Consider the following 13,057-nt stretch of genomic DNA (forward strand, 5'->3'; position numbering starts at 1 on the left):
ATTAAGGAAGATTTATGTATTACCTAGCGATAGTTCTCACTGCAATCTCATTCAATATTAGCGCCAATGATCATGTAACGACTTATAGTGACAGCTATAATCACAGAGCACATATCAGTAAAGAGATTAATGTCTACGGTAAAGGATATAGATATCAAAATAGAATCTTCTATAGAGAAAAGTTAAGCTCAAAGAAGAAATGTGAGCAAAGTATTATCTCTTACAGAAATAATGCCAACTCACAGGACTTAGATCTTAAAGCAAACTTTACAAATCTATCAATAAGAGTAGGAAGAGGAAGACTGAGCTCAGTTCAATTTGCTTGTGACTTAGAATTTAAAACAATTAGTGGAGGTAAGAATATAAAAATCGATTCATACCTTCATAGCTTTGAGAATCTATTAGATGCTCAAGAATTCTGTGAGTCTAAGGCCAAGGAACTAGAAAAGAATAACTACATCGTTTCTAACTCTGTCTACAAAAAATCAGTAAACTTTATCTGTGGATTAGAGACTGTAAACATGTCTTTATAGAAATAAATACTCAGAGTGGGTACATAAAAAATACTAGATGCTTGAGTTATAAAGGAACTCTTTATGATCTTACGAGCTCTCTACTTCCGAACAAATTTCAATAAGAAAGCCATTTATGTCTTTTACATATGAAATAACTTGACCCCAAGGCATCTCATGAGGTCTCTTGACTTGTACTGCCCCATTTTCAATGGCCACTTCAAAGCTTTCTTCAACATTTTCAGTTATAAATCCAATTTCAAAAGCAGGTATTTCTGAATCTCTAGATTGTTTCTTATATTGAAACCCATGTGAGCCTGCAATTTCGTGTGAAACAAATCCAAGTTTTGTTTCTCCTGTAAGCATTTCACCATAACACTTTTCTGGGTGTAGAAAGCCCTTCTGTAGTCTAAAGGCCTTTTCATAGAAATCCATTGTAGCCTCAACATTGTCCACGTACATCAAGTTATAACCTAGCTTCACTTGCCACTCCCAATTTATTTAATAATTAAGTTCCTATCTACTTAAAACAAGTAGCATCGCATTGAAGTGTATCATCTGAATGCTTAGTCAGACCTAAAGTCCAACTATTATCCATTGATCCAGTGATATAACAATTATCATACATATCTGAATCATCTGCAGTAGTCTTATATCTTGAGAGAGCACAAAACTTCCAGACACCAAGTGTAAGAGAAGCACTTGTTCCTCCAGATTTAACCAGAGAGAAAGTTTGAACTGCACTTACACCGTTAGGGACACAGATAGGTTCTCCGTCATCTTCAAATCCTTTTAGAACTTCTCCATCCGGACATGACTTCCCCCATACATTTGTATTGCTACATTTACTTGTTGCTGGATCCCAAGTTCCTCCAACAGAAATACAACTAGTCTCATTGGCGGTAGCGATCGTTCCGGCAGTATCATCATAGCACTCTGTAATAGGTGCAGTTGAGTTTGCCGCCTTCACTTTGAGTCTTGATTTAAAAACTTTTTCAGATGATCCATAAGCAGCTTTTTTCAAGCTTTTAAACACTACTTGAAGTTCGGCATCTCTCATCCCTCCTCCAACATCTCCTACATCAACAACTGTGATACTTTCTAACTCTAGGGCATTTGCCCCATATTTATTTCCAACAGTGAAAATTGCATTATCAGCAGTATTCTTAATTGAGTTTACTGTGTCACCTAGATTTGTACCAGAAAGAGTATTTTCGCATGCCATTTTCTCACTCATATTTAAAATTATTTGACGTCGAATCTCAATAGCTTCCATTTTGACTTCAGCCGTGGCCTGCCCTTTCATCATTGAACCATTCATTTGCATGACACCAAGAGACAGTAAGCCTAATAGTCCTGCGGCAACGAGGATTTCAGCGAGAGAGAACCCCCTATCATTTTTAAGAATTAAAAGCATTTTTTTCATATTGGCCCCATTTATAACAATAGTTATATTATGGGCCCTTTTAGATAAAAATCAAAATCAATGACTGACGGGAACTTATAGTTAAGTAGCGAGGATTAAAGTGCCAAGATAAGCTGCGCTCTAAAAAAATACTTTAGAGAGCGCCTAATTGAAGCAATTCCAGCTAGCTTAGTTACTATTGAATGATTTTTTTATATCCTATAGGATCAAGTGTCTTTAAGAGATCAATCTCTACAAGCTCATTTCGTCGTGAGTGTTTCATAGAGTCGTCTAAAAGAACTTTACCTTCAGAAAGAGAGAAAAGACTTTGATGTTTAGTCAAAAAGGCTGTCCAGTTAACGTTGAGCTCAATTGGACCCCTTTCTAGTTGGTTGAATGAGTAGGCTTCAATCTTAACTTGATTGGAAGCTATTTTCTTACCTTGATAGAGAACCCCACCAAAGATCAACTTAAAGCTAGTCGACGTATCTTCTAGTGTGTGGTAATCATTCTTTGTAAAATATTTTTCAACCGAGTCTTTTTCACTAGAGCTTAAAGCAGTGAAGAGCTCAAATAGACCAGGTTCATATTTTTGAAAGTATTGTTTCTTATAAACAAAACCTTTATCAATCTCTTCTCTGATGTATCTGGCATTCTTACCTGGTTCAACACTTCTCCAACCACTAAAAGATTTAACGACACGTTCTTTCGCCTCTTTTAGAGAAATATTATATGTTTTAGTTTTTACAGCTGAGCTTAGTTTTCCTTGCTGTTCAATAAACTTTGTAAGTGATCCACAACTTGTTAAAGTGATAATTAAAATTAAAAAGATACCTAGCTGTTTCATACTGACCCTAGATTAAACTTATTTTATTAATGAATTATCAGTAAATTATAAAACTGTCAAAAGAATCAAAATTAGAATGAGTGTTAGTTTAGAGAGCAACGATATGAATAAATTTGTATACAGAGAATAAATAAAAAAAGAATCTGATATAGATTCTAAATAGATAATTCGTGATATTACCATATTTTTAAAATAATGATAATATCACGAAGTTTTCAATCTTATTTTAGACCTAGTGCAGACTTTGTTTTCTTATATAGTTTATCTCCAAAAGTTAAACCTACCATCACTCCAACAGAGTAATTATTTAAGTTATCAGGAGTATCACCTTTATACTCATTTATATTATTTGTACTATTTAGGTAATCTGCTTCACTCTTTCTATACTTAGTATATGAACCAAATAACTTATAGTTTACTGACTCTAGCCATGAAGAATCATTAGTATAAGTTTTAAATTGAACCCCTAGCTTGGCTCCATAACCCCAGGCTTCATGAGAGTTATCTTCATCTTTGCCAGTAGTCGCGTCTTTAAACTCTGATGAGTTATCAAAACTAGTATGATTATAAAAAACACCAGCAAAAGGTGCCCATGACCAGTTACCACTCTGAGATTGAATATGATACTTAACTGTAGGGCCGACAGAAATACTGTGCCAGTTAAAATCATCTTTAACCTGAGCTGTTCCATAAGAAAATGATAATTCTTTCTGACGAGCAATTGAGTATAGCCCATCAAGACTAAGGTCCCACTTTTCCCACCTATTCCCTATAGAAACTTCAGAAGCAAAAGATTGGCTGGCCCTATAACTCTGTGAATCTCCTCTCAACTCGTTGTGTAGGGCTCCCCCAGATAAATCGAAATAAGCACTCCCCCAAGAAGAGATAGGAAAAAGTACAACTAATAATGACATAAACTTCATAAGTAACCTCCATATGTTACATTTATTGTCCTTTAAGTCTGCGAGGAAAGGATGTGTCAAAATGTCACATTTTTATTATTAAATTTTAAATGTATAGTAAGTTTATGAATCTCTTAATCGTTGAAGATGAAATTGAATTAGTAAATAAATACACCGAGTATCTAACTCCGTTATTCAGTTCTATAGAATCAGCTAACAATCTAGAAGAAGCCTACTTATTGATACAATCGAGAGAGTTCGATGTTGCATTAATCGACTATAATCTCCCAGATGGAAACGGCCTTGATCTAATAAAGAATTATCCTAAAAGTGGTGACTCACCTGTCTTTGCAATGATTACTGCCTACTCAAAAGAGAGTATTGCAATTGAAAGCCTAAACTTAGGTGTATTTAAATATATTGAAAAGCCTATAACAAAGAAAGAACTTCTAAGTGTTATGGAATCTTGTCTTACTGAATCAAACAAGCGAGAGTCTTATAAGTTTTTAAGTAATAAATTTACAGTTTCTTCTAAAGCGAAAGAATCTCTAGTTAATGATTACTTTTTTTCACCTAGAGAGCTTGAAGTTTTAGACTCAATACTAGTAAATGGAAAGAATAAGATTGTAGCTGAAGAGCTCTGTATTAGTCAGGGTACAGTTAGAAATCACTTAAGTAATATTTTTCAGAAGCTTCATATAAATAACAAAGAACAATTGAGCTCTATCATTCAGAAATTAAATCGTAATTAATGCTTCATAATCTCTTTAGTCCGCTTTTTTTTACATTTATCATCAAGCGATAGGGATCTCAATTTTGAAGCGATTGTATCCACTTTCGTATCTGTAGCTAATCTCCCCATCAACTCTTTCAATAACATCTTTAACAATAACTAGCCCCATACCTCTTGTTATACTCTTCTTAGAAGAATAGAAGCTATTAAAGAGTTTATTAGGGTTATCTATTTCTTCCCCACTACTAGCAACTTCGATAATAATATTGAGGCTATCATTATCTATAGAAACCTTTATGTCTCTATCAACAGATTCGTGAGACTTCATATACTCAATAGCATTATCAAGTAAATTTGCAATAGCCCCCATTAACTCTAATCTTGGAGCATTAATAAACTTCTTGCTATTTCTCTCTAAAACCTCAATAGAAACACCTTCTTTTGAGGTTAATGATCCATACATATTAATCAGTTCTTTAATAATAATATTTACATCAAGTTTCTCAGAACTAGTAAAGAGCGCCTTAGCACCAAGCTTTCCAGAAATAACGTTAAGCCTCTCTAGTGCCTGCAGAGACTTTTCAAGTTCAACTTTATTGGCCTTAAGATCTCCAACTTTGTTTGCCTCTAAAGCATCATTTAAGCAGAAGGTTAAAATTGATAGAGGATTTTTTAATTCATGTGCCATCTTTGCAGAAAATTCTCCTAATTCATTTACTCTTCTCATTCGTTGAATTGCATCTGTAAGCTGCATTTTCTCTTGTTCATGATCTTTTATTTTTTCTAAGTATTTGGATAGCTCAAGTGTCATATCATTAAAGGCATTCATAACTTTTCCAATTTCATTATTTGGAATCTTTTTATCAATCTTAGTCAAGAAGTCACCCTTACCGACAAGTTTTGCTTTCCTCTCAAGAATATTTAAAAATGGGAATATATTTAAAAATAAAAAAGACATAACTAATATAATAAAGATCCCCATAACTGTAGCAATCTGAACAATAGTTTGATGACGTTTACTTCTAGAGAGAATAGTCTGATCCAGCTTTAAGCTTGTCTGATCTTGCAACTTTGGGATGAGCTCTTGAGTTAAAAAGTTTGTCGCAATTTTTTTATATTTTGTAATGTCTTTCTCTACAGTTCTAACTAAAGACTTATATCGCCTCGCCTCCTCAATGGCCTCTAGATACTTTTCAACTCTAAGAGAGAAATCATACTTAAAACTCTTTAGAACCTTCAAATTAGAAACAGCTTCCTTAATTTCACTAGAGAGTCTTGATATAGGAGCTTTTGATTCTTGCGTTTTAGATTTCCAATCTTCTAACCAGCTTGAAAAGGTCATCAATTCTTTTAGCTCAAGAAAATTTTCTTGATCAACGTAGGCAACATCAATAGACTTCTTTAAGGTTTTAAGTAGAGGAATACTTTCGCCCCACTTACTCAGTGTATTCTTAAACTTTGGTAAAAACTCTTGTCCTCCCTTTAACTGAGAGAGAATCTGCTTACTTAGTTCTTTTTCAATATTGTTCCATTCAGACAAACTTTTGCTTAAGTGTACGTTTACCTTTCCTTCAAGTTTAAGTTTCTTTTTATTTAAGTTGAAAAGATTTTCAGCATATTCATCAAAAGATCCAAGGTCAACACTACTATATCCTTCAATTTCTTCATTAGTTTTCTTTTGTAAAGATTGATATTTTTTGTACTCGCTTTCAAGATGATTTAAATCCTGAAAGGAGCTCTGTGTAAAACTTCTAAAGTTAGAAATAATCTTTAGTAAAGATAGACCTCTATCAAGTTCTTCAAGAGAAGCTTTTTTATCTCTACTTATCGTCTTCTGTCCATCAAGGTGAATAAAAGTGATTCCACCTAAAAGAATTGCAATTGAAATAAATGTTAAGAAAATATATAGCTGTTTGAGTTTCATTGAAGGATTATATAACAATTAAACTAGAATCATCTATGACATAATGGCACATTAGCCAGATAAAAAGACAGTTTACTTTAACCTTACCTTATTTCGGATCTTAGGAAGTAGAGATACTTCTCTTTAAGAATATTTCCTTTTCTTCTTCCTTTTCTCATCTCTAAAAACCTTTGCGTACTTTCGCCATGTATCATAACCGCATTGAACAATTCCCTCTCTGAAGGCATGATACTGAAATTTTCTTATTGATAGATGAGATAGGCTTTCATCGTTTAAAAGATTGTAGATATTTTCTTGTTCTTTAAATGTAAGTTGATTTGGTGACAAGACTTTGCATTTCTTAAAGCTTATTTTAGGACAACCAAAGAATCGATTCGACACTTATAGTATGTAGTTGCGAGTAAACTAGTAAGTCGGCACATTTCATTTATACTTATTCTTTTTTTATACTTCTCAAACGATCTTACGATAACTTCTTTACTTTTCTTACTTGAACAATAAGTAGCTATCCCTGAAAACTTTCCGATAAGGTCTTTCAAGAAAGTCCTCTTTGCTCATTCTCAATTTTTTGAATACGAACTAAGAGTGCATTATCAAGATTGTAGTCTTTAAGTTTGGAAATAGATTGATATTTCCACTTAATATGACTGCATCTTCAACTGAGCTGTCATACTATCTGTACACTTTAGAAATTCTATACTAATTCAGGAAGAACGTAAAAGTCATAGATAAATCCAAAGAGAATCGTTATCGAAATACTTGTCCCAAACTGCCATATAGGAGCAAAACCGTGAAAGATAAAAGTAGAAAACCCTATAAAGAGAATAACTGATGAAAAAAGAACTGGCCAAAAAACTGTATTAGACTTCTGCTTTTGAGAAAGATTATTCTTAGCTGCATAAATAACATGAATCGTGGAGTCGACAATAAGTCCAAAGGAAACACTAAAGGTCATTATTGTTGCAAGATTGAGAGTGAGATTAAAAAGTGAAAATAATGATAGTGTTAAAAGAGGTGGTGAAATATTAATGACGAGAAACTGAATAAGGCCTTTTATACTTTTTAAATAAAAACCAACAAAGAAACTAATAAAAGTTAAACTAATAAGAAAGCTCTTTAGAAGTGTCGCTATTATCTCTGATTGAGAAGTCATTAAATTATAATAGTTTCCATAAAACTGATATTTAATATTGTTATTTTCTAAGTAAGTTGTAATGGCCTTTATTTTCTCACTATAAAGGGCGGTATTAATAGATTTACCAAGAACTTTTATGCTATAGCCGTCATCGATTTGTTGCATACGAGGAGACATCCCTAAGAGGTATTTTGCGGACTGTATATGAGCAGGAAGCTTTTTTTCTCCAGAATAGACATAATTTGCATTATTGATTGTTTGAATTTTTGATATGATTAAATTACCATTTCCAAAAATCTCATTTATTCTTTTTTCTAAGGATTCTATTTTTGATAAATTTTGATAGTTTTTCTCAAAATCAAATTCATGAACTTTTAATTCTAGAATAGGTGTTCCAATCACCTCATTTTCTATATATTGAATATTTTCTACTACCTTTGCTCCCTTTGGGAAAAAGTAAAGTGCATCAACCTGAATAAGTATCCCAGACATAGCCATATTAAAAGCCACAAAAGGTATTATGCATAGGCCATAAATAACTATTTTGGGAAATTTAGGTGGAACAAGCTCAAAGTCAAAAGCTCTCTTGTCACAGGAAAGAAGTTCAAACTCAAAGAATCGAAATAATAGTAACGTATGTAAAGAAGACAGCCCTAATGAAATTGTTGTTACAATTGCAAATATCTTAATAGCTGGCACATGACTTATATACAGTGAAAAGATTCCTAAAAGAGTAGTTAAAAGCATAAAAATGATTGGTACTATTTTATGATTTTTCACTTCTACAAAAGTCTTAAACTCCAATAATGAGAAGTACAAATGAATAACAAGACAGAAAACAACTACAAAACTAACCAAGGGTGCAAGATTGGATAAAAGATTCGCTTCACCATATAGATATTTAATAAGATTTAAGCTGATAGGAATTGAGCTCAAAGGAAATGCGAAAAGTATTAAAGTTTGATATATATTTTTAAAATATAAAAGTAAGAGACTAAAACTAATCAAAAGTAATATTGGTAGGATAATCTTCTTAATATCTTGTGTTGTTTTTCCAATTTCATAATTTAAGTAAGGGAGACCTGAAATATGTATATCTGGATAATCTTTTAAGACCCTTTGAATAAATAATGCTTGGCTCTTTCTTTGATTTCGAGATAGCGAAATGACATAGATATATCCCTTCTTAGATTTTAACTTTATATCTAAATCAGGAAATTTCTTATAAAATTCCTCAATTTCCTCTTGAGAATCTTTTTTACTTAAAGCTTGTGAATCAATAATTTGATATTCAATATCTAGTTCGTCTAATATCTCTTCAAAATAAAATGTTTTATCTGAATCAGTCATTTCAAAGACAATTGTGTCATCTTGAAGCTGACCAGAGATTTTGTCATTAGGAATAAGTAAGTTCTCATCATTATTCTGATACAGACTATCAGTATTTACAAGCCCAAGGACAACCAGTAGATATGTAACAAGAATAATAACTTTATTCATTGATAGAAATTCCAAATGTTAGTTCATGTCGATCTCGAACACTGGCAATTGCTATAGATGGATCAGGCACATTAAAGTCCTTAAGGCTAATCGCAGCAAGACCTTTAATATAAAAGCTAGCGCCTTTCTTTTCGACAGTAAGCTTTAACTTAATATTCTTTTCGACTTCTTTAATTCTTAGCTCTCCACTTATTTCAACGACTCCTTCATTAAGTATCACTTTATTATTTGATTTAAAGATCATATGAGGAAACTTTTTTATTTCCAAAATTGATTCATACATCTTTTCATCTCTAGAGCTATTGTCTGTGTCAAAAGAGCTTGTATTAATCCTTACTTCTATGTCTTTTAACACATCTCCATCTCGCTTAAAATTGACATCATAGTCCTTAGCATAACCATCATAGCTAGTCGTAATAAAACCTAACTTAGTACTTTCAGACTCAAACATGACATAGTCATGTGAATTTCTTGCTTGATCGTAGCTTTCAAATTTGTAATTCTTTGCTTCTACTTTTGAAAAAATAATCAACAAAACTAAGCAAATTACATTACTCCATACTTTCATTATACTCTCCTCTTAAAATTCTATTTTCCAAACTCATTCTTTTATAAAGAAAAATTCCATTTAATATTGTAAAGACAGTTGCTGTCATATGTAGCTTAAATAAAAGAGGTATGATCATGATCTCTAAGATCACAGCAAAGTAGTTAGGATGTCTAAAATACTTATATATTCCTGTCCTTACAATTCTCTTTTCATCAATTAGATAAACACTTGTACTCCACCCCGCCTTAAGTTCTCGCATTGATAAGTACCTCAGGAGCGCTGACATTAGTAAAAGAATGATTAAAAAGATATTTTCAAAATTTAACCTTGGCTCAATTCCTCTATAAAGAAATTCAACAAAAAGAGCGATAAACCATGAAGTATGTATGAACATCATATATTTCTTCTGCTCGTGCCCAACTTCGAATAAATCATGCGTCTTATCATTTCTCTTTGAAATAACTAATTCAAACAGTCGATACAACACATAGAATCCCCATACACCGTAAAACATCTCACTCTCTTTTTTACATCTTTTTAATTATTGTAATCTCACTATTGAAACCTGGTCCCATTGCGGCCATAACACCATAATCCCCCTCTTCCCCTAGATTTTCATCCATCGATTGCTCTAAAACATTTAGTACAGATACAGAAGACATATTTCCGTGCTCTCTTAAACTTTTCCAGCTATTAGAGAAGTCCTTCTTTTCCATATCTAGAGAGTCCTGCATTGCTTCTAATACTTTTGGACCACCTGGGTGTGAAACAGAAAACTTAATTTCTTCTTTGTTTACTTTTCCCTTATTTAATAACTCCATTAGATTCTTAGGAATATTGTTATTTACTAGCTCAGATACATTCTTATTTAAAACAAGCTTGAACCCACTATCTTTAACATCCCACCCCATTGTGTCTGCTGAGTTCTCATAGAAGAAAGCATCATAATCTACGATCTCATAAGCTGATTTTTTAGCAAGTGAATGCTCTTCGCCGACCATAATCACACTTGCTGCCCCATCACCAAATAATGAAGTGCCAATGAGGTTTTCAATACTCTCATCTTGTATCTGAAAAGTTAAAGAACATAATTCAACGGCACTAATCAAAACAACACCTTTTTTATTAAGTTTTAGATAATCGTGTGCTCTATTTAGGCTAGCAACACCACCCAAACAACCGAAGCCAAATAAAGGAAGCCTCTTCGTCCTATGATTAAACTTCATCTTATTCATAATCACAGTATCTAAGCTCGGGATACAAAACCCTGTAACTGAAGTTGTAATAAATTGATCAATTTCTTCAACAGATATTCCTGTTTCCTCTAAAACAAGTTCTATACTTTTTTCGACTAAAGGAACCGCCTCTCTTTTCCAAATATCGTTTCTCATGGCGAAGGAGTCGAGTTTCATAACTTCCTCTACTGTAATACAAAGAGACCTATTGTCCACACATACATTCTTTGAAAACTTTGCTAAGAGATTTTTTTTCTTAGGCCAAAGTGTTGATAAGAAATCTATAATTTGATTTTGGGAATAGTTATACTTTGGAAACGCTGTTTTACTTGATAATACTTTGCTCATACTATTTCCTGTGTCTATGATTGAAATAAAAGTTTCTTTATTCCCTCAAGTGGTTTGTAAATATTCCCTATTATCCCGATGAACGTGTCTGCTCTTTTCTGCCTTACAATCAAAAAGGATGCAACAAGTTCACAAAGAAACGGAGTTTTAATAATCAGTTGAAAAACATTATTTAAAATATTTTTTTCTCTAAAGAATTTTATTTTTTGTTCCTTATAAGCTTTAAGTCCCAAATTATTTGGACTCTTTTGAAGAGCATCATTTAAAAATATTGCTCCCTGTAACGAGTTATATATTCCCTCACCAGTTAAAGGATCGATAAAGCCAGCGCTATCACCAACATAGGCGACTCCGTCGCCAGCAATGAAGCTATTCTTATTTTTTATTGAACCAGCTGTACTAATTTTTGTTTCATTGTCAATTTCATCAAAGTAACTTCTTAAGATATGAGAAGATCTAATCGCTTCATTAATAATCTCTCTACCTGACATATGTTTTAATTTCTCTTTAGAACAAACAATCGAGAAGTTAATCTCATTTTCATTAATAGGATTTAATCCAACATAGCTTCCATCTTTAGTTATATGCATTTGTCCTAGTCGTGAATAGAACTTTCTATCTTTTAAAGGAATATAAACATGCAGAGCAATTCTATTCGTATTGATAAGCTCCTTATGCCCAAATATCTGTGCCGTCGGAGAATTAATCCCATCCGCACCAATTACAAGATCACAAAGGACTTTTTCCCCACTTTCCAGAATGACTATCCAAGAACTTCCTTCTTGTTGGATATTTGTCACCGCATGCCCTTCAATATATTTACACCCCTCATTTTTACCAAGATCTCTCAGTCTTTGGTCAAATATTGATCTATTTACTGATGCCCCGTAATTAATAATCCTTCCTTCAGGAAAAAAAGAGAGAACTGAGCGTCCCATAGGTGAGACTATTTTCATGCCAGAAACCCTTCTAAAATCCTCCACTATAAACTTTAGGCCCTGCTTATTTAAGAGATCCACACCAGAAGGACACAAATACTCACCACAAACCTTTCTTTTTGGAGTTGAATACTTATCAACAATAACTACATCAAATCCCGACTTCTTTAGAAGATAAGCGCTCATACTTCCTGCTGGGCCAGCTCCGATAATACAAATTCTATTAAATCGATCCTTCACAAAACATCCTCCTACTCGTGTAGTTATTTTCTGCTTTTTTTGAAGTTTTATAAATCCGACAAGTGATCTATACCATGTAATATTGGACACTTAACCTCTTCTTATCTATCAATAGTTATGCTAGACTATTCACTTATCACAAATGTTATAACTAATAATTACAACCACTTGCAAGGCTACATACTTGAATAAAGATAATATCATCACTATAAGTTTTCTCATTCTCCTCACAATCTTTACTGGAGTGGACATTTTTCATGACATAAATGAAGGGCTTGAATTCAAGCACCTCTTTCATGAGTCTTTAATCCTTGTCTTCTCTTCTTTAATAATCCTTTTTAAGATCTACATGTCATTGCAAAAAAATAAGACTATTCTCTCTTTAACCAATCAGGCTAACCAAGCTACTTTAGAGGCTGATCACTTTAAAAATGAAATTCAAAAATATAAGAATGGCTTAGTTGAAGCGATTAATCAGCAATTTAAAATATGGGGTCTTACTGACTCAGAGGCAGATGTTGCGCTATTATTAGTTAAGGGACTCTCTATGAAAGAAATTGCTGCAGCAAGAGGCACCTCAGAAGCGACAGTCAGACAACAGTCATCTGCTATTTATCAAAAATCTAACTTAGATAACAGAAACCAGCTTACTTCATACTTTCTAGAAGATTTATTTTAATTTCTTTACATCTAAGACTCTTAATCAAGAAGTAATATAATTAACTATGAAGAGCTTACCAAAACAAGATTCAACCAACTCTCACTACGATCTGCTCTAAGATCTTCAG

The 13,057-nt window shown here is 32.9% G+C and carries 14 protein-coding genes; 3 read left to right on the forward strand and 11 right to left on the reverse strand.

The genetic code is table 11. The features are described 5' to 3' along the window. Positions 1-14 precede the first annotated feature (14 nt). Positions 15-533 (forward strand): hypothetical protein, encoded by a 519-nt coding sequence (locus ABX784_RS11565; RefSeq protein ID WP_372655200.1) that lies wholly within the window; start codon positions 15-17, stop codon positions 531-533. Between the two features lie 69 nt (positions 534-602). Here ABX784_RS11565 and ABX784_RS11570 read toward each other — a convergent pair whose 3' ends face one another. The 4 genes from ABX784_RS11570 to ABX784_RS11585 all read right to left on the reverse strand — a co-directional run bounded on the left by ABX784_RS11570 (position 603) and on the right by ABX784_RS11585 (position 3,687). Then, positions 603-995: a VOC family protein gene (locus tag ABX784_RS11570; protein ID WP_372655201.1), complete on the reverse strand. Its 393-nt coding sequence runs from the start codon at positions 993-995 to the stop codon at positions 603-605. 37 nt (positions 996-1,032) lie between these two features. Beyond that, a complete protein-coding gene (locus ABX784_RS11575) occupies positions 1,033-1,938 on the reverse strand; it encodes a prepilin-type N-terminal cleavage/methylation domain-containing protein (protein ID WP_372655202.1) in 906 nt (301 codons plus the stop codon). Between the two features lie 175 nt (positions 1,939-2,113). Beyond that, the gene (locus tag ABX784_RS11580; RefSeq protein ID WP_372655203.1) at positions 2,114-2,764 is read right to left on the reverse strand and encodes a hypothetical protein; all 651 of its coding nucleotides are present in this window, start codon (positions 2,762-2,764) and stop codon (positions 2,114-2,116) included. Positions 2,765-2,985: 221 nt separating this feature from the next. Continuing rightward, entirely contained in the window at positions 2,986-3,687 is a 702-nt protein-coding gene (locus ABX784_RS11585; protein ID WP_372655204.1) for a hypothetical protein, read from the reverse strand. Between the two features lie 104 nt (positions 3,688-3,791). Here ABX784_RS11585 and ABX784_RS11590 point away from each other — a divergent pair, with 104 nt between their 5' ends. Beyond that, positions 3,792-4,418: a response regulator gene (locus ABX784_RS11590; protein WP_372655205.1), complete on the forward strand. Its 627-nt coding sequence runs from the start codon at positions 3,792-3,794 to the stop codon at positions 4,416-4,418. Between the two features lie 42 nt (positions 4,419-4,460). Here the strand turns inward: ABX784_RS11590 and ABX784_RS11595 are convergent, their stop codons facing one another. The 7 genes from ABX784_RS11595 to ABX784_RS11625 form a co-directional block, all read right to left on the reverse strand. Beyond that, on the reverse strand, positions 4,461-6,323 hold the full coding sequence (locus tag ABX784_RS11595; RefSeq protein ID WP_372655206.1) for an ATP-binding protein: 1,863 nt from the start codon (positions 6,321-6,323) through the stop codon (positions 4,461-4,463). A 347-nt stretch (positions 6,324-6,670) separates the two neighbouring features. Then, positions 6,671-6,862, reverse strand: coding sequence for a hypothetical protein (locus ABX784_RS11600; protein ID WP_372655207.1), 192 nt, complete (start codon positions 6,860-6,862; stop codon positions 6,671-6,673). Between the two features lie 155 nt (positions 6,863-7,017). After that, positions 7,018-8,958 carry a hypothetical protein gene (locus ABX784_RS11605; protein WP_372655208.1) on the reverse strand — a complete coding sequence of 647 codons (1,941 nt, stop codon included), beginning with the start codon at positions 8,956-8,958 and terminating at the stop codon, positions 7,018-7,020. Continuing rightward, the gene (locus tag ABX784_RS11610) at positions 8,951-9,526 is read right to left on the reverse strand and encodes a YceI family protein (protein ID WP_372655209.1); all 576 of its coding nucleotides are present in this window, start codon (positions 9,524-9,526) and stop codon (positions 8,951-8,953) included. The genes ABX784_RS11605 and ABX784_RS11610 overlap by 8 nt, the downstream gene beginning before the upstream one ends. Further along, positions 9,510-10,022: an isoprenylcysteine carboxylmethyltransferase family protein gene (locus ABX784_RS11615; protein ID WP_372655210.1), complete on the reverse strand. Its 513-nt coding sequence runs from the start codon at positions 10,020-10,022 to the stop codon at positions 9,510-9,512. Before ABX784_RS11615 ends, ABX784_RS11610 begins: the two co-directional genes overlap by 17 nt. Before the next feature lie 13 nt (positions 10,023-10,035). Then, complete coding sequence (locus tag ABX784_RS11620) at positions 10,036-11,091, reverse strand: type III polyketide synthase (RefSeq protein WP_372655211.1); 1,056 nt, start codon at positions 11,089-11,091, stop codon at positions 10,036-10,038. A gap of 14 nt (positions 11,092-11,105) precedes the next feature. Beyond that, the gene (locus tag ABX784_RS11625; RefSeq protein ID WP_372655212.1) at positions 11,106-12,269 is read right to left on the reverse strand and encodes an NAD(P)/FAD-dependent oxidoreductase; all 1,164 of its coding nucleotides are present in this window, start codon (positions 12,267-12,269) and stop codon (positions 11,106-11,108) included. Positions 12,270-12,453: 184 nt separating this feature from the next. Between ABX784_RS11625 and ABX784_RS11630 the strand changes: the two genes are divergently transcribed. Next, positions 12,454-12,948 (forward strand): helix-turn-helix transcriptional regulator, encoded by a 495-nt coding sequence (locus ABX784_RS11630; RefSeq protein ID WP_372655213.1) that lies wholly within the window; start codon positions 12,454-12,456, stop codon positions 12,946-12,948. Positions 12,949-13,057 lie beyond the last annotated feature (109 nt).

Source organism: Halobacteriovorax sp. (assembly GCF_041587335.1).
Taxonomy (GTDB): Bacteria; Bdellovibrionota; Bacteriovoracia; order Bacteriovoracales; family Bacteriovoracaceae; genus Halobacteriovorax.